At 59.3% G+C, this 18,049-nt stretch carries 16 protein-coding genes; 13 read left to right on the top strand and 3 right to left on the bottom strand.

The features are described from left to right. Positions 1–42 precede the first annotated feature (42 nt). Both ACZ47E_RS00725 and ACZ47E_RS00730 read right to left on the bottom strand, forming a co-directional pair. Complete coding sequence (locus ACZ47E_RS00725; protein ID WP_035206773.1) at positions 43–420, bottom strand: hypothetical protein; 378 nt, start codon at positions 418–420, stop codon at positions 43–45. A gap of 79 nt (positions 421–499) precedes the next feature. Continuing rightward, positions 500–895, bottom strand: a complete 396-nt coding sequence (locus ACZ47E_RS00730; protein ID WP_161794457.1) for a hypothetical protein — start codon at positions 893–895, stop codon at positions 500–502. Positions 896–934: 39 nt separating this feature from the next. Between ACZ47E_RS00730 and ACZ47E_RS00735 the strand changes: the two genes are divergently transcribed. The 13 genes from ACZ47E_RS00735 to ACZ47E_RS00795 all read left to right on the top strand — a co-directional run bounded on the left by ACZ47E_RS00735 (position 935) and on the right by ACZ47E_RS00795 (position 14,386). Next, a complete protein-coding gene (locus tag ACZ47E_RS00735) occupies positions 935–2,530 on the top strand; it encodes a globin-coupled sensor protein (protein WP_278067209.1) in 1,596 nt (531 codons plus the stop codon). Then, on the top strand, positions 2,530–2,829 hold the full coding sequence (locus tag ACZ47E_RS00740; protein ID WP_004439868.1) for an STAS domain-containing protein: 300 nt from the start codon (positions 2,530–2,532) through the stop codon (positions 2,827–2,829). Before ACZ47E_RS00735 ends, ACZ47E_RS00740 begins: the two co-directional genes overlap by 1 nt. Next, a complete protein-coding gene (gene cheY1, locus ACZ47E_RS00745; protein ID WP_004439870.1) occupies positions 2,826–3,191 on the top strand; it encodes a chemotaxis response regulator CheY1 in 366 nt (121 codons plus the stop codon). Before ACZ47E_RS00740 ends, cheY1 begins: the two co-directional genes overlap by 4 nt. 16 nt (positions 3,192–3,207) lie before the next feature. Beyond that, positions 3,208–5,469 (top strand): chemotaxis protein CheA, encoded by a 2,262-nt coding sequence (locus ACZ47E_RS00750; protein WP_278067210.1) that lies wholly within the window; start codon positions 3,208–3,210, stop codon positions 5,467–5,469. Positions 5,470–5,482: 13 nt separating this feature from the next. After that, a complete protein-coding gene (gene cheR / locus ACZ47E_RS00755) occupies positions 5,483–6,391 on the top strand; it encodes a protein-glutamate O-methyltransferase CheR (protein ID WP_004439874.1) in 909 nt (302 codons plus the stop codon). Next, positions 6,388–7,443, top strand: coding sequence for a protein-glutamate O-methylesterase CheB (cheB, locus tag ACZ47E_RS00760; RefSeq protein WP_035206777.1), 1,056 nt, complete (start codon positions 6,388–6,390; stop codon positions 7,441–7,443). The genes cheR and cheB overlap by 4 nt, the downstream gene beginning before the upstream one ends. Next, on the top strand, positions 7,443–7,832 hold the full coding sequence (cheY2, locus tag ACZ47E_RS00765; protein ID WP_003503467.1) for a chemotaxis response regulator CheY2: 390 nt from the start codon (positions 7,443–7,445) through the stop codon (positions 7,830–7,832). The genes cheB and cheY2 overlap by 1 nt, the downstream gene beginning before the upstream one ends. Next, positions 7,829–8,374 (top strand): chemoreceptor glutamine deamidase CheD, encoded by a 546-nt coding sequence (gene cheD, locus ACZ47E_RS00770; protein ID WP_004439878.1) that lies wholly within the window; start codon positions 7,829–7,831, stop codon positions 8,372–8,374. Before cheY2 ends, cheD begins: the two co-directional genes overlap by 4 nt. A 13-nt stretch (positions 8,375–8,387) precedes the next feature. After that, on the top strand, positions 8,388–8,771 hold the full coding sequence (gene cheT / locus ACZ47E_RS00775; protein ID WP_004439880.1) for a chemotaxis protein CheT: 384 nt from the start codon (positions 8,388–8,390) through the stop codon (positions 8,769–8,771). 128 nt (positions 8,772–8,899) lie between these two features. Further along, positions 8,900–10,582: a flagellar basal-body MS-ring/collar protein FliF gene (gene fliF / locus ACZ47E_RS00780; RefSeq protein WP_278067211.1), complete on the top strand. Its 1,683-nt coding sequence runs from the start codon at positions 8,900–8,902 to the stop codon at positions 10,580–10,582. A gap of 372 nt (positions 10,583–10,954) precedes the next feature. Continuing rightward, entirely contained in the window at positions 10,955–11,686 is a 732-nt protein-coding gene (gene visN, locus ACZ47E_RS00785) for a transcriptional regulator VisN (RefSeq protein WP_004439885.1), read from the top strand. 53 nt (positions 11,687–11,739) lie between these two features. Beyond that, on the top strand, positions 11,740–12,441 hold the full coding sequence (gene visR, locus ACZ47E_RS00790) for a transcriptional regulator VisR (protein ID WP_034496317.1): 702 nt from the start codon (positions 11,740–11,742) through the stop codon (positions 12,439–12,441). A gap of 97 nt (positions 12,442–12,538) precedes the next feature. Next, on the top strand, positions 12,539–14,386 hold the full coding sequence (locus ACZ47E_RS00795; RefSeq protein ID WP_278067212.1) for a methyl-accepting chemotaxis protein: 1,848 nt from the start codon (positions 12,539–12,541) through the stop codon (positions 14,384–14,386). A 54-nt stretch (positions 14,387–14,440) separates the two neighbouring features. Here the strand turns inward: ACZ47E_RS00795 and ACZ47E_RS00800 are convergent, their stop codons facing one another. Next, positions 14,441–17,950, bottom strand: coding sequence for a PAS domain-containing hybrid sensor histidine kinase/response regulator (locus ACZ47E_RS00800; RefSeq protein ID WP_278067491.1), 3,510 nt, complete (start codon positions 17,948–17,950; stop codon positions 14,441–14,443). Positions 17,951–18,049 lie beyond the last annotated feature (99 nt).

Raw genomic sequence — 18,049 nt, forward strand, 5'->3', positions numbered from 1 at the left:
TCAGGATTCCAATGAATCCAATGATGATGACCGCCGGAATGACTAGTACATAAGATGCGGAGGCGCGCGTGGTACCACGCTGGCAAAGTCTCGGGACGCTTGTGGCGCGACGGCAACAGCAACGAGCCGCGCCTTTGCCTCAAGGTCAACACTGACGGCGGTTAAGGAAAACGCGTCCTGACCAATACCCGGGGCCGCATTGCCTGACCGGCAACCGAAATCACCGCCGTTGTCGCAATCCTTGTCGCGAAGCGAAAGGGAGCGGCCAAGATCGACGGTCTGCATGCGTTCGAGGCGGCTGGTCTTGGAAAGCGGCTTGATACCCGAAGGCGCCTGGAAGCCGATCATGAGAAGAAGGCTGGCGACCACGAGACCGATCAGCACTTGCGGATGGCGCCTTGAACTGCGGCCTTTCTCCATCCATTGCAAGTTGGCATCTCCTTGATCGAAAACGTCTCTTTAAAGCATCACCGCTGCGCGAATATCCCGTTGATTTGTTTTAGGGGAAGCCACCCGCGCTTGTCCAGCACACAGGCCGGAAAAACCGCCCGAAGCGCTCGATTCCTTTTTGTTTTTGCTCATTTGCGGCAAAGTCGGGGCAGGGGCCGTTAAAAGACTTTACAAATTTTACCGTTTGACCCGCAACGCCGCGTTTCTTAACTTTCAAGCAAGGAATTAACCATAAAGATTGGTGGTATTTCCACGGCGGAATGGGGTCTCTCCCCTTCCAGGCATGACGCCGCACTGCCGTACCGGTGCCGATCCGGTATTTCGTTTCTTGGTTCAAGAAGGTCTGGCAAGCGTCGATGCCGCATCGTCCGCGATGGGTGTGTTCGTTCAAAAATCCCCTCAGGGTGCTGGCGTTCTGAACCTTGGCAAATTGGCCGGGTTTCACCGGCTGTCATGTTGTTGGGGACGTCGGTTGGGGCAGGACTTGCCATCAGATCAAGCGCGCAGATCGGCAGGCGGAAGCCTGGCGGGGCGGCTGCGTTTTGCCGGCCTCGATGAGACGCAATCCGACTTCCTGCGCAGCTATCGCGGCATGCTGGAGCCTTACGTCAAGGCCGGCCTGCGCGATGTGATGACCCGTTTCCAGTCCATGCCGGACTGTTCCCCGTCCTTCGACAGCGAAAACCAGCTCGAACGCCTGCACGATCTGCAATCGTCGCACTGGAGCGTTTTGACGGATGCACGTTTCGATGCGCTCTATGCCGAGCGGGTGAAGGTGCTTTCCGACAATGCCAGCCGCATGGGTCTCGATCCGCGCTGGCAGATCGCCAGCCACGCCGTCGTTCTGGAGCACCTCGTTGGTGGACTGGTGGCGGAACACGCGCCCCGATCCATCCTGCCGGGTAGCCGCAAGAAGAGCCGTGAGCTCGCCGAAGCGGTAAAGAATGTCGTTCGCCTCGTGATGGTCGATACCGAGATAGCGGTCTCGCTGCGCTTTAATGAACTACGCCTGCGTCATGGCCGCGAACTTCAGGAACAACGCGACAATGACCGGGCTGAAGCGGCAAACCTCTTCGGCGTCGCGTTGAAAGCTTTTGCGGCAGGCGATTTGCACGCACGGATAGACGGTGACGTTCCAGACGCCTATCGGGATGTCGCGACAACATTCAACACGGCCCTTGAAACCATAGGCGCGTCGTTGACGGCGGCCCATAACAGCGTCGGCGAGGCCGAGGCCTTGAGCGGACGTTTTGCCGATATCGGCCGTTCCATTGCCGAGCGTTCACGCCGGCAGGCCGAAGCCCTTGCCGAAACCTCGCATGCGATTCAGGCACTGATTGGGAACGTTGCCGAAAACGGCGCTCGCATTGCGGCGACGGAAAAGGCGGTTTCGAGCGCCCGCGACGCGGCGGTCGAAAGCGGCCGTGCGATCGGCGAGGCGATCGACGCCATGTCGGACATCGAACAATCCGCCGAACAGATCGGCAGGATCATCGGCACGATTGACGAGATCGCTTTTCAGACCAACCTTCTCGCGCTCAATGCCGGCATCGAGGCGGCGCGTGCGGGTGAAAGCGGTCGTGGGTTCGCTGTCGTCGCGCAGGAAGTCCGGGCGCTCGCCCAGCGGTCTGCAGATGCCGCAAGGGAGATCAAGAGCCTTGTCGGAACCACGAAGACCCAGGTCGCGGGCGGCGTCCGCATGGTCAACCGCACACAGGACGCAATCGGCGGCGTCGTCCGGCAGGTCTCGGGCATCAACGACATGATCGCTGAAGTCTCGCGGCTTACGGCCGAGCAGGCCGGTGAACTGCAATCTGTTGCCGCCGATATTGGCGGGCAGCAACGGCAGGCGGACCGCAATGCCGTCGATATCAGCGCGAGCGCCTCCGAGGCCGACACGCTTCAAACCGTCATTCTGGAACTCGGCCGCACCGTGCGCGAATTTCGTATTGCCCGCCAGGAACATTTCGCTGCCGCCACCGGTGCGGATCGGCAGCAATCATCATTTATGGCCCGTGAGGATAGCCGCACGGATTACCGCCAGGATTACCAACAATTCAGACGTCAGGGAGTCATGTAATGGCAGCCAGAAAAGCAGCTGAGGCGACGCTGAAACTGTCACCGGTGCTGGACCTCAACGAAGCATCGGCCCTGCACGGCAAGCTGATGACGTTGCGGGGAGCACCGCTGTCGGTGGATGCGTCAGAGGTGGAACGTATCGGCGCCCTTTGTGCGCAGGTCCTCATGGCCGGCGCCAAATCCTGGGAAGAGGACGGCAAACGCTTCGGCTTTGCCAGCGTGTCCGATGCATTCGACAAGACCATGAAACTGATAGGCGTCGATATCGATCATTTGCTCCTGAAGGAGATGCAAAAGTGAAGAAAAAAGTTCTTACCGTGGATGATTCCCGGACGATCAGGAACATGCTCCTGGTCACGCTCAACAATGCCGGTTTCGAAACCATTCAGGCCGAAGACGGCGTCGAGGGCCTCGAAGTGCTCGAGCAGAGCAACCCCGACGTCATCGTGACTGACATCAACATGCCCCGTCTCGACGGTTTCGGTTTCATAGAGGGTGTTCGTCGCAACGAAAAGTACCGTGCGATCCCTATCCTCGTTCTGACGACCGAAAGCGATGCAGAGAAGAAGAACCGCGCCCGCCAGGCCGGTGCGACGGGCTGGATCGTCAAGCCGTTCGACCCTGCCAAACTCATCGATGCCATTGAGCGCGTAACCGCCTGATACGGGACATTTCACGATGGATATGAACGAAATCAAGGAAATCTTTTTCCAGGAATGCGAGGAGCAGCTCGCCGAACTGGAATCGGGGCTTCTTAAATTGAATGATGGCGACCGTGATCCGGAAACCGTCAACGCCGTTTTCCGTGCCGTTCATTCTATCAAGGGCGGGGCAGGTGCCTTCGGTCTCGATGATCTCGTGGCCTTTGCGCACGTCTTTGAAACGACCCTCGACTGCGTGCGTTCCAACAAGCTGGAACCGACGCAGGATGTTCTCAAAGTCATGCTGCGCTCTGCCGACGTGCTGGCAGACCTCACCAATGCCGCAAGAGACGGTGGCAGCGTCGATGAAAGCCGCACCCGTGGCCTCGTGAAGGAACTGGAGGCGCTGGCAAACGGCGAAGCCGCTCCTGCATCCGCGCCCGCTCCCGTCGCAATAAAGGCACCGGAACCCGTGAAGGCCAAACCGACGGATGAGAGCGGCTTCGAGCCGATCCCCTTCTCCTTCACGGACTTTGCCGACGAAACCACGCCGCTGATGGAAGCGCCATCCTTCCAGATCACCTTTAAGCCGCATGCATCGCTTTATTCAAAGGGCAACGAGGCGGCACTTCTGCTGCGCGATCTTTCCCGCATTGGGGAGATGAGTATCAATTGCGACATGTCCGAGCTGCCTTCGCTCGACAAACTCGATCCTGAAGCATCCTATCTCTCCTGGACGGTTTCGATCACGACCGACAAGGGTGAAGAAGGTATCCGCAGCGTCTTCGAATTTGCCGAATGGGATTGCGATCTCGAAATCACGCCAGTTCTTTCGGAGGCCGCTGCCGACGAGGAAGAACTCCCGATGATCCCCGTGCCGTTCGACCTTTCGGCGCTTGATAGCGGCGCGGAAGAGCAGCCCGTTGTTGAAGTCGCCACGGCGGAAGCGTCTTATGTTGCAGCAGCTGTCGCAACGGCCGTCGCAACGACGCAGATCGCCCAGAGCGTCAATGCCGCCATCGAAAAGCGTGAAGCTGCGGCAGCACCTGCCGCAGCGCAGGCAAACGCCAATGCCGCTGCCAATGCAAGTGCCGGCCAGACCATTCGCGTCGATCTCGACCGTGTCGATCGCCTGATCAATCTCGTCGGCGAGCTCGTAATCAATCAGGCGATGCTGTCGCAGAGCGTCATCGAAAACGATGCGAGCGGTACGTCAGCCGTCAATATGGGTCTCGACGAGCTGCAGCAGCTGACGCGCGAAATCCAGGACAGCGTCATGGCGATCCGTGCGCAGCCGGTAAAACCGGTGTTCCAGCGCATGTCGCGTATCGTTCGCGAAGTCGCCGACATGATCGGCAAGCAGATCCGCCTTGTCACCGAAGGTGAGAACACCGAAGTCGACAAGACGGTCATCGACAAGCTGGCCGAACCGCTGACGCATATGATCCGCAATGCCGTTGATCATGGCATCGAAACGCCCGAAAAGCGCGAAGCCGCTGGAAAGAACCCGGAAGGCACTATCAAGCTTTCGGCCAAACACCGCTCCGGCCGCATCCTGATCGAGCTTCAGGACGACGGTGCCGGCATCAATCGCGAGCGCGTGCGCCAGAAGGCGATCGACAACGATCTCATCGCTGCCGATGCGAATCTGACGGATGAAGAGATCGACAATCTCATCTTCGCCCCCGGCTTCTCGACCGCCGACAAGATTTCCGACATTTCCGGCCGCGGTGTGGGCATGGACGTGGTCAAGCGCTCCATTCAGGCGCTCGGCGGTCGCATCAACATCTCCTCGCGCCCCGGCCAAGGCTCCACCTTCACCATGAGCCTGCCGCTGACGCTTGCCGTTCTCGACGGCATGGTGGTGACGGTTGCCGGCCAGACACTGGTGGTGCCGTTGACCGCGATCGTGGAAACCCTGCAGCCGGAAGCGAAGAACATTCACTCCTTCGGTGCGAACCAGCGGCTGATCTCCATCCGCAACTCCTTCTGCCCGCTGGTGGATGTCGGTCGCGTGCTGAATTTCCGCCCGACGCAGGCCGATCCGGTCGAAGGCGTCGCTCTTCTGGTGGAGTCGGAAGGCGGCGGCCAGCGTGCCCTGATGGTTGATGCGATCCAGGGTCAGCGCCAGGTTGTCATCAAGTCGTTGGAGGCCAACTATACCCATGTTCCGGGCATTGCCGCCGCAACGATTCTCGGCGACGGGCGCGTCGCTCTCATTCTGGATGTCGATGCCATCGTCAGCGCCTCGCGCGGACAGCCCTTGAAGCAGGAAATGTCGCTCGCGGCGGCGGGTTGAAAGCGGATCATTCATGGCAGCACTTAATTTCAACGACCAGCGCCAGTCTCCGGATGACGTTCTTGCCAGCGGTGAATACCCGCTGACGAGACGTGACCTCTCGGAAATCGCGGCGATGATCTATGCCGATGCGGGCATCTATCTCAACGACACCAAGGCGTCGCTGGTTTACTCCCGCCTGTCGAAACACATCCGCAATCTCGGCCTTTCGGGCTTTCGTGAATATTGTGTTCTGGTGTCATCTCCAGATGGCGCGCAGGCGCGGCGCGAAATGCTGTCGCACCTGACCACGAATTTCACCCGCTTCTTCCGCGAAAACCATCATTTCGAACATTTGCGTGACGAGGTTCTTCCTGGCCTCATTGCAAGGGCTAAGAGCGGCGGGCGTGTTCGCATCTGGTCCGCCGCTTGCTCCGACGGACAGGAGCCCTATTCCATAGCGCTCACCGTGCTCGCCATGTTTCCGAATGCAGCCGATTACGACTTCAAAATCCTGGCGACGGATATCGACCCGAAAATATTGGCGCAGGCCCGTGCCGGGGTCTATGACGATAATGCGCTCGAAACCGTGTCTCCCGCCATGCGCAAGCAATGGTTCACGGAAGTGGATGCTGGCGGCCGCCGCAAGTTCCAGATCGACGACAAGGTCAAGCGCCTCATCACCTTCAATGAATTGAACCTGATGACGCAATGGCCCTTCAAGGGCAATTTCGACGTCATCTTCTGCCGCAACGTCGTCATCTATTTCGACGAGCCGACGCAGATGCGCATCTGGTCGCGTTTTGCAGGCCTGCTGCCGGAAGGTGGTCATCTTTATATCGGTCATTCCGAACGTGTCTCCGGTGACGCCAAGAACCTGTTCGATAATACGGGTATCACCACCTATCGCTACATCGGTCACGCTTCGGGGAGGAAGGCATGAGCGCACTCGCACGGGTACTCGTCGTTGATGATAGTCCGACCATGCGCGGCCTGATTTCGGCTGTGCTCAAGGCCGATCCGGAGGTCGAAGTCGTCGGGCAGGCCGGCAACGCCATGGAAGCGCGTGCCGCCATCAAGCAGCTCAATCCCGATGTCGTGACACTCGACATCGAGATGCCGGAAATGAACGGGCTGGAGTTTCTCGAAAAGATCATGCGCCTGCGGCCCATGCCGGTCATCATGGTCTCGTCGCTGACACATCGCGGGGCGGACGCCTCGCTCGCGGCACTTGAAATCGGCGCCTTCGACTGTGTCGGCAAGCCGGCACTAGGCGATGCGCGCCCCTTCGGCGATCTGGCTGACAAGGTGAAGGCTGCCGCGCGCTCCCAACACGCTGCTTACCGTGCGGCGCGGCCGGAAGCCGCAGCCGCGCCGCAGCCGGTTCCGGTCAGCGAATATCGGGCGGGGCGCAAGGTCGTGGCCATCGGTTCGTCCACGGGGGGGGTCGAAGCGTTGATCGCGGTGCTGCAGAAATTCCCGGCCAATTGCCCGCCGACCGTAATTACCCAGCATATGCCGCCCACCTTCACGAAGAGCTTCGCAGAACGGCTGAACCGCATCTGCGCTCCTGTGGTGGAAGAGGCGACGGATGGCGCCCGCCTGCAGACCGGCAAGATCTATCTCGCGCCGGGCGGCGAGCGTCACCTGCAGATCGCCAATCGTTCGGCACCCTGCTGCCGGCTCGTAGAGCGCGATCCCGTCAACGGCCATCGGCCCTCCGTCGATGTGTTGTTCGACTCTGTAGCCGAACTTGCCGGACGCAACGCCGTCGGCGTCATCCTGACCGGCATGGGGCGCGATGGTGCCGCCGGACTTCTGAAAATGCGCCATGCCGGTGCGCGTACCGTCGGCCAGAACGAAAAAACCTGTGTCGTCTATGGCATGCCCCGTGTGGCCTACGAGTTAGGCGCGGTTGAACAGCAATTGCCGCTGGGCTCCATCGGCGAAGAAATCCTCAAACTAACCACTGCCCGCAAAGAAGGTGCTGACTAATGTCTCTCGCAGAAAAGATCAAAGTTCTGATCGTTGACGATCAGGTGACCAGCCGGCTGCTCCTCAGCGATGCGCTGACACAGCTCGGCTTCAAGCAGATCACCGCCGCAGGTGACGGCGAGCAGGGAATGAAGATCATGGAGCAGCAGCCCCATCATCTCGTCATCTCCGATTTCAACATGCCGAAGATGGATGGCCTCGGTTTCCTGCACGCCGTGCGGGCCAATCCGACCACCAAGAAGGCCGCCTTCATCATTCTCACCGCGCAGGGCGACCGCGCGCTGGTGCAGAAGGCTGCCCAGCTCGGCGCCAACAACGTGCTGGCCAAGCCCTTCACCATCGACAAGATGCGTGCTGCCATCGAAGCGGTTTTCGGATCGCTGAAATGATTGAAGCTGCAGCCAAGCGCGTACATATCATTCAGGGCGAGTATAAGGTCGTCAGCGATCCCGATGTGGTGCTGACGACGATACTCGGTTCGTGCGTGGCTGCCTGTCTGAGAGACCCCGTTTCCGGCGTTGGAGGAATGAACCACTTCCTGCTGCCGGGAACCGGTAGCGTGACCGGCGGAGATGCGACGCGTTATGGCGTGCATCTCATGGAACTTCTGATCAACGGCCTGCTGAAGCAGGGCGCCCGTCGTGACCGGCTGGAGGCCAAGATTTTCGGCGGCGCGAAGACGATCGCCAGCTTCTCCAATGTCGGTGAGCAGAATGCCATATTCGCCATGAAGTTTCTCAAGGATGAAGGCATTCCAGTCATAAGCTCCTCCACGGGCGGGGAACATGGCCGCAAGATCGAATTCTGGCCGGTCTCGGGCCGCGCCCGCCAGCATCCGCTCAGCGGCGCGGAAACACAGAAGACGGTGGCCATGGAAACGCGTCCGGTGCCGGCGCCCAAACCCGTCGCCAACGATATCGAATTTTTCTAGTACGGAGTTTCCAATGCAGCTTGCAGAGCACACCGCCACCACTCCGTTCGAAGAAGCCCTGCCGGATGTTCTGATGCGTGTGGTATCGGAACTGCACGATGTCGCCTATCTCATCGAGCGCATCGAGCCGCAATTGCTTGAGGTGACCAGCGGCCAATTGTCGAGCGAAGGCGTCAAGCTGCTGCAGGGCATCGACCTTGCGGTCCAGAAGACGCGTGGCCTAGCCGAGTTCATAGACACCATCACCGGCTCCATCCCGGGTGACTGGATCGTGGATGTCTCCACCGCGCTCAGCCTCGTCAAGCTTGCTGAAATGCAGAAGGCGCTCGGCGCGGCCTTCCGCCACGGCCATTCCCAGCCGCTCGACAAGGCCTCCGGCGACTTCGACCTCTTCTAGCGCTGTTTCCACCGGCGCCTGCCTCTTCGCAGAATGCGGAGAAAGGCAACGCTCGCGCAAGCTTCGCACCCTATTGTCATCACGGGGCCAAAAGGTCTCGGACTCTATGAATGACGGTGCGGAACAGAATGAATCTGTTAAATCAAATCCCTCAGGTCTTGAAGAATGTCGCGGCGCTGGGGCAGACGCGGCTGCTGATGTTGGGCGGCGTGGGCGTTGTGTCCATGGCCATTATCCTCGCTGCAGCGCTTTATGTGAACCGTCCCGCTTACGAGACCCTTTATGTGGGGCTTGAAAAGAGCGACCTCAACAAGATCAGCATTGCGCTCGCCGAGTCGGGTCTGGACTTTCAGGTGGGGACCGATGGTTCCAGCCTTCAGGTCCCGGTCGGGCTTACCAGCAAGGCGCGGCTGCTTCTGGCTGAACGTGGCCTGCCCGACAGCGCCAATGCCGGTTATGAACTTTTCGACAATGTCGGTTCTCTCGGCCTGACCTCCTTCATGCAGGAAGTGACGCGCGTTCGCGCTCTTGAGGGTGAGATCGGCCGCTCCATCCAGCAGATCGATGGCATCGCAGCCGCACGCGTGCATATCGTCATGCCCGACGTCGGCAATTTCCGCCGCGGCGAACAGAAGCCCACCGCATCTGTCATGATCCGTGCGAGCGCCTCCGCCGGCCGCAAGGCCTCCGCTTCCATTCGTCACCTCGTTGCCTCGGCCGTTCCCGGCCTTGAAGTCGACGATGTGACCCTGCTCGATTCCACGGGTCAGCTTCTGGCGTCCGGTGACGACGTCACCAATGCCGCCATGAACCGTTCGCTGACGCTGGCGCAGAACGTTCAGCAGGAAATCGAGACCAATATCGACAAGGCGCTGGCGCCCTTCCTCGGCATGGACAATTTCCGCTCGAGCGTGACGGCGCAGCTCAATACCGACAGCCGCCAGATTCAGGAAACCGTCTACGATCCGGAATCGCGTGTCGAACGGTCGGTGCGGACCGTGAAAGAAGACCAGAAGTCGCAGGAAACGCAGCCCGACACGGCCGCGACCGTGGAGCAGAATGTTCCGCAGGCCGCACCTCAGGGCGGCGGCAGCACGCCGCAATCGTCGGACGAATCGGCGAAGAAAGAAGAACAGACCAACTACGAGATCAACTCCAAGACGGTCGCCACGGTGAAAAACGGCTATACGGTCGAAAAAATTTCCGTCGCGGTGGTCGTCAACAAGGGGCGTATCGCAAAGATGGTCGGTGAACCCGCCGATCAGGCCAAGATCGACGCCTACCTCGCCGAAATGCAGAAGATCGTCACCTCGGCCGCCGGCATTTCGTCCGACCGTGGCGATATGGTCACCCTGACTGCAATGGATTTCCTCGAAACCCAATTGCTTAATGAGGCCGCCAGCGGACCGGGTGTCATGGAAGTGCTGAGCCGCAATTCCGCTGGCATTATCAATTCCCTCGCCTTTGTCGCCGTCGCCTTCCTTGTCGTCTGGCTCGGTGTACGCCCGCTGGTCCGCACGGTTACCGGCAACGGCGCGGCCGCAGGCCAGCTCAGCCAGGAAGCCGCCGGTCTCGAACTGCCGGACTTCTCTCCGGGCATGGATGCGGGCGCGGGCGGCCTCATGGAAGGGTTCGGGGCGGATTTCGGCTTCGACAGCACCGACGATCTTCTGGCGGGCGGCGATGGCGAAGGCACCTTCAACCGCCGGGTACGCGAAGGGCCCGAACGCAGGCTCTCCCGCATGGTGGAAATCAGCGAGGAAAGAGCCGCCAAGATTCTGCGCAAGTGGGCAGTGGAAAAAGCAGCATAATATCGAAAAGGCCGGAGTTTTACCCGGCCTTTTTTCCGTTTTTGGGCTTTTCGCTATCCTTGGCGGACGCATCGTGGCAATCTCGTTTTAGGACAGTGTTTACAAAAAATTCAGCAACGATACAGTTTGCTGGGAATTGGCTGAGAATGCCGTTTATGGATTGAACAGCTTTTCAGTATGTTTTTTTAGCAATAGACGAACGGTGAAATACGTGGAAAGGCTGGTGTCAGGTAATGGCAAATCCCAGTCCGTTCCATAAAATGAAATGATTCGGTCTCCGGGGGCTTGCCGTCCCATTTTGGTAAGCTTCTCGAATGGAATGATTCCATCCCGAGGTATAATCTCCCACTGGGAGCAAGAGGGCGTAGGCGATTGAAAGTCGATGTTGATATCCGCAGGCTGTCTGCCAAGCCTATGGAGGGCATGGGTAAGCCCCTGCCGCGTGATCAGCTTGCCAAGAACGTCGCAGCCACGGCTGCTGCCGGTAACGTTGCAGGCGCGCTTGATTTGCTCGTGACTTACGCTGGCGCCTCGCACTACCTGCTGGCGCGGGATGACCTTCTCGAAGAAACCGGGCTTAAATTCATCGTCACATCCGATTGGCCTTTCGATCTGGTGCGCCGGTTGGGCGTTGAGCTTGCCAATAGCCAGAACCGTTCGAGCGAAATGGAAAAATGCCTTTCGCTTCTGCAGCCGCGGCTGCTCTTGCTTCCAGAGGACGTTTCGGTTCCCTATGGCATAGACCGGCAGTATTCTGCGCTCTCTTTCTGCGTGGGGCGCATTCGCCTTTCTCTCCTGCTGCTGTTCCCCGAGGAAGCGGTTCCGTCGCCGGAGCGCCTGCGTGAAATCGCGCTTCTGACGGGCTATTGCGTCAGTTTCGGCATTGCCAGCGAGGCAAAAGCCGTGCGCGATATCGACCTCACCGAGCGCGAGCTGGAGTGCCTTTTCTGGATCGCGGAAGGCAAGACGAGTGACGAAATTGCGATGATCCTTGGCATTTCACGCAATACGATCAATAATTACATCACAAGCGTGATGCGTAAAACTGCGACAAAAACCCGCTCGGAGGCAATTGCCTACGCCGTGCGCAACAACCTCGTATAATGGTCGGACGGATGGTACAGACGAAAGACAATGAGGGTACTGGTCAAACGGGCATGTTTTACCGCAGCCCTGTCGTGACGAGCCGGTCGGATCTGTTTCCGAAGCTTGTCGCCATGCAGAAGCTGGTCGGCGCGCGCAATTTCGTGGTGACGAAGGCGGCCGCTTCCGGTTTCCCTAACAAGAAGAAGCTGACCTGCGAGCTGGAAAACTGGGGCATGAATGCCGCGGAGCAGAGCACGCAGTTCATTCGCGCTGTCGGCGATATTCTTCTCGATCACATCGAGACGTCGCTTCTGCCGGTCATCTGGCGCAACAAGAATGCCGGCGGTTTTGCCGATCTCCCCGACGTGCCTGCGCTTCTGCGCCGGATCGAGAACGATACTTTGCCCTATGCGGGTCTGGCGCTACCGGTGCGCCTCGGCACCATCGGTAACGGCTATATCGTCTTCTGCGGCACCAATCTCGTTCTCGACAATGAAGTGGTGATCGAACAGCACATCAAGTGCTGCGAGATCATGGTCGATATGCTGGCGCTGGACGAGCGCAAGGCGGCGCCCTCGGAAGCGTTGAGCGAGAGGGAAATCGCCTGCCTGCAACTGGCGGGCGATGGCCGTATCAGCGAAGAAATCGCGGTCAAGCTCGGGCTGTCGGTCCACACCGTCAACGCCTATCTTGGTTCGGCGACGATCAAGCTTGATTCCGTCAACCGTATCCAGGCGATCGCGAAAGCCATCCGGCTCGGCTACATCCATTAACGGCGGGCGGGTCTCCCGCCCCCTTCGCCGGCACTTCGCGTTTTTTTAACAGTTGCCCATTAGAACTTTTATAAGTTTGGCTTTGGGGAACTGTTTCATGCACAACCGGCTCTTTAAGTCCGTTGCTGGCAAGGTCGTGGCTTTGACGATCGGTCTGATCGCGCTCAGCGTGGCGGCGGTTGGTTTTTCGACTTACATTCGCTTGAAGGACAACATCATCACCACCGCGCTGCGTGATACGCACAGCGCAATGCGCAGCATGGCGATCCTTTACGAACTGAAAGTTGGCGGTGTTGCCCTCGAATTGGTGGATGGCGACCTCAAGAGCGTGGGCCGCGCCAGCATCGGAACGATGCGCGATAATGATCTCGTCGACCGCACCGCAGCCGGAAACGGTGGCATCTCCACCGTTTTTGAAGCCAGAGGCGGCGAATTCATTCGCATGACCACCAATCTGAAGAACGAAAAGGGCGAGAGAGCAGCAGGAACCAAGCTTGCGACCGATCATCCCGCTTTCGAAAAAGTCTCCAAGGGTGAATCCTATTTTGGCACCGCGACGCTGTTCGGCACCAGCTACATGACGGGTTATATGCCCGTTACGAACAAAACCGGCGCAACCGTCGGCATTCTGTTCGTGGGTGTTCCCATGGATGTCTACGATGCGCAGATATACAGCCTGCGCGACATGATGCTGATCTGTGGCGGGCTCGCCATGCTTGGCGTCGGTTTGCTCGCCTATTTCGTCATCAAGCGTACGCTTCAGCCCCTGGGCAAGCTGACCGATGCAGTGAAGTCCCTTTCGGACGGCAATCTCGATACACCGATCCCCTATGCCACCAACACCAATGAGTTTGGCAACATTGCCCGCGCTTTGGTGATTTTCCGCGAAAATGCACTTGAGAAACTGGCGATTGAGGGCAAGAGCGCCGAGGAACGTGCTGCGGCCGAGTCCGAACGTTACCGCAATGACGCCGAGAAACGGGAGCTGGACGGTCAGATCGAATTCGCGGTCGGCGAGATTGCGTCCGGTCTCGGCAGGCTATCGCGTGGCGATCTCAGCCGTACGATTGATACGCCCTTCTCAGGTCGCCTCGACCGGCTGCGCACGGACTTCAACAGTTCCCTGCTCAACCTGCGGGATGCGCTGGGCCAGATCCGGGAGCGCACGCTCATCATTCAGCACAGCGGTATCGAAATCGAGCAATCTTCGGTCGATCTGTCGAAGCGTACCGAAAACCAGGCCGCCTCGCTGGAGGAGACCGCTGCCGCTGTCGAGGAAATCACCGCCACCGTCAAGTCATCGGCTGAAAGGGCGCGCGAGGCCAATGAGGCCGTTCGCATTACCAAGCAGAGCGCCGACAGCTCCGGTTCGGTCGTCAGCAATGCCGTCGACGCCATGGGCCGCATCGAAGACGCCTCACGTAAGATCGAACAGATCATCGAGGTCATTGACGACATTGCTTTCCAGACCAACCTTCTGGCGCTCAATGCCGGTATCGAGGCCGCACGTGCTGGTGAGGCCGGCAAGGGCTTCGCCGTCGTGGCGCAGGAAGTGCGCGAGCTTGCCCAGCGCTCCGCCGACGCAGCCCGCGAGATCAAGCAGCTCATCAATCAGTCGACGCATGAGGTCAGTTCCGGGTCGAAGCTGGTGCAGGAGGCGGGCACGGTTCTTTCCGCCATCAGCCAGCAGATCGTTACCGTCAGCCAGCATGTCGAAACCATTGCGACGGCAACGCAGGATCAGTCTTCCGCACTTCACAACGTCAACAGTTCCGTCAACCAGATGGACCAGATGACCCAGCAGAACGCGGCGCTTGCCGAACAGTCAAGCGCGGCCAGCATGATACTGTCCGGTGAAGTCAAGGCGCTTCTCGAACTCGTGCAGCGGTTCCAGATGGAGCAGGGCTCGGCGACAGGCCGAGACCGGTACAATCAAGCGGCCTGATACGCCGGTTTTTGAAGATAAATACCGCTCCCGGATCGCAAGGTCCGGGAGTTTTTACTCGGCCGCTGCCCGCACGGTACTGGATATCTGGTTGATATAGGCGCGCAGCGCTGCCGGTTTCACCGGTTTGTGCTGGACAGCAATTCCGTATTTTTCGGCATCGCTGCGCACTTCCGGGCTGCGATCCGCCGTTACCAGCAGAGCCGGGATCGTTTTGCCATAAAATGTCCTGATGAGGCGGATGGCGCTAATGCCATCGCCATCATCAAGATGATAATCAGCGACGATGACGTCGGGTGCTGCGGTCAGAGAAAGAAATGGTTCTTCCAGCACCGCCACGGATCCCGCTGGTAAAACGTCGCAGCCCCATCCCGTCAGCAACAGCGTCATGCCCTCAAGGATTTTCGGCTCGTTATCGATGCACAGCACCCGCACGCCGTGGAGGCGATCGCTGGCAGCAGGATTGGCGATGGGGCCGCCCGACTTCGCGGGTGCGACACGATCTTCCTCACGCATGAGGTGAATACGGAAGGTCGTGCCCTTGCCCGGTGTGGAAATCAATTGAACCGGATGGTGCAGCATGCGCGACAACCGGTCGACGATGGAAAGGCCAAGGCCGAGCCCCGAAGCCGTTTTTGCGCCTTCGTCCAGCCGGGCGAATTCCTTGAAGACCGTGCGGAACTTGGAGGCGGGTATGCCGATGCCGGAGTCCGTCACCTGAATGACCACTTCGCCGCCCCGGCGGCGCGCGCCGACAACCACTTTGCCCTTCAACGTGTATTTGATGGCGTTGGAAACCAGGTTCTGTATCAGACGCCGCAGGAGGTTGGGATCAGACCGTACCGTCAGCGAAGTCGGCATGACCACGAGGTCGAGGTTCTTCTCCTGCGCCATCGGCGCAAAATCGGTCTCGATCCGCTTCAGCAAGTCGTTCAGCGGAACGGATGTCATGCGCGCCTTCATCGAGCCGGTGTCCAGACGGGAAATATCGAGCACCGCGCCAAGGATGGTCTCGACCGATTCCAGCGCCGAGTCGATATTCTGCACGAGTTCGCTTTCTCCCGATTCTCCGAGGCGTTCGACCAGCGAGGATGAATAGAGACGGGCGGCATTCAGTGGCTGGAGAATATCGTGGCCGGCGGCGGCGAAAAACCGCGTCTTGCCGATATTCGCCTCGTCGGCTGCCGCTCTCGCCTCAGCCAGCGCGCGGTTGACGCGGGTCAGTTCGGCGGTCCGCTCCACCACGCGCTGTTCCAGCGTTTCATTCGCCTGTTTCAGCGCCTGATCGCTTGCCACCCTCTGGGTAATGTCGGTGAAGGTTGCGACAATGCCCTTGTCCGGCATCGTGTTGGAGCGCACCTCGATGATGCGTTCGCCGCCCGCCAGCACCAGAGGGAATGGCAGGTCCATGGTCAGAAAGCTGGTGATCAACTGTTCCGTATCACCGGCCGGCATGTCGCCTCGTTCCTGCAGCATGGAGACGATGTCGGTTAGTGGTACGCCCACCTGGCCGAACTGCTCGGGCAGGTCCAGAAGAGTGCGAAAGCGCCGGTTCCAGATCGTCAGCTGCTGGGAGCTATCGAAAACGGCGATACCCTGGTCCATCTGCGCCAGCGCCGTCTGCAACATGTCCTGATTATACTGCAGCGCTTCGCTTGCCTGGTCGAGCAGCCACGCCGTGTCTGCGCTGGTGTCTTCCGCCTTCTGCAGAATGATCGAGAGCACCAGGCGGGCGGAGGAAGAGCCGATGGCGCTGCCGAGTAACTGTTCGGAGAAGTGGATCAGCGCCATGTCCGCCGGCTGGTCGTCATTCAGCTTTCTGCCGGCCGTTTTTTCATAGGTGGCCAATGAACGGAGCATGCGCTCCTCGCCGAGATAGCGGGCGATCGCGCTTTTCAGATCGCCGACGCTGACACGGGTTTTCCAGCCGCGGGTGGCGAATTGCGATTTTGAATGACGCTTGACGAAGATGCCGGACTGAATGCGTTCTACCGGTCTTGGATTGCGCGAAAGCGAGCCGAGCACAAACGCCATGCTGTTGACGAGAAGACTGAGAATGACTGCATTCACGAATGGATCGGCTTCAGGCCCGTTGAACACGGTGCTGCCGGAAAACAGGAAACCGAGAATATTCGCCGCAACCTCGGAATTGTCAGGCCCGCCGAAGCTCGGCAGGAAAAGCAGATAGGCCCAGACGAAGAAGCCGGAACTCAACCCCGCGATTGCGCCGCGCGCATTGGCCCGCCGCCAGAAGAGGCCGCCGAAAAGGGCAGGGGCCATCTGGGCAATCGCAGCGAAGGCCAGCAGGCCGATGGAGGCGAGACCCGTGGCGCTGTCGGCGGCGCGGTAATAACCATAACCCAGCAGCATAACGGCAAAGATCGCCGTTCTGCGGATGTTGAGCAGGGTCTTGGCGAAGTTGTCCCGGTGCGGTGAGCGATTCAACAGCTTCTGTCGCAGGAAGATCGGCATGACAATGTCATTGGAAATCATGATCGACAGCGCGACCGACGCGACGATCACCATCGCGGTCGCGGCCGAAAAACCGCCGATGAAGGTGATCAGGGACACGACCGGCATCTGATGGTTGAGCGGCAGTTGCAGCACGTAGAGATCGGCGTCGCCATTGGCGCCGAGCGTCAGAATGCCGGCAAGAGCGATCGGCAGTACGAAGATGTTGATGGCGATGAGATAGAGCGGTAGCAGGAACCCCGCCATGCGCAACTCTTCCGGCGTCCGGTTTTCCACGACTGTGACATGGAACTGACGCGGCAGCAGGATGATGGCGAAGCCGGAAAGCAGGGTCATGACGATCCAGCGGCTGACGGGCGTGTGATAGGAGATGGCCTGCATCGCCTGTTCATTGGCGGAGGCGAGCTGCCATAGATGCGCGGGACCATCGAAGAGCACGAAGAGCACATAGAAGCCGACGGTGCACATGGCGACGAGCTTGACCAGCGATTCCATCGAGATCGCCAGTATGAGCCCGTCCTGATGTTCGGTTGCATCCGTGTGGCGGGTGCCGAACATGACGGCGAAGCCCGCCATGACAATGGTGACAACAAGCGGCAGATCGAGGAAATAGAGGTTGCCGCTGCCGATGCCGTAATCACCGGGGTCGACCATCGTCGCCACCGAGCTGGAAACCGCTTTCAGCTGCAGCGCGATATAGGGAATGGCGCCGACGAGCGCGATGATGGCGACAATCATCGCCACGGTGGAATTCTTGCCATAACGGGCGGCAATGAAGTCTGCAACCGAGGTCAGTTTTTCCGTTTTGGCAAGCTCAACGATGCGTCGGATGATTGGCATGCCAAGGGTGAAGGCAAGGATAGGCCCGGTATAGATGCCAAGAAATTCCAGTCCCTTGTCGGCTGCAAGCCCAACACCACCGAAATAGGTCCAGGAGGTGCAATAGATCGCAAGGCTGAGCGCATAGACGAACGGACGCCCCTTTTTCGGCGCGTTTCTCTTACGGCTCTTCCTGTCCCCGTAGCTCGCAACAGCAAACAGCAGAAGGATATAGGCGAAAGCCGAACCGAATATGATCCACCCAGGAAGCACGCATCCTCCCATGCAAGAGTTTCCTGATATCAAGCATAGGCGAAATCCGCGCCATTGAGAATGAGCGTGGTCTGATCATAAAGTTCAAGATCAGCGCGC

This window comes from Agrobacterium sp. 5Ca39 (genome assembly GCF_055382365.1).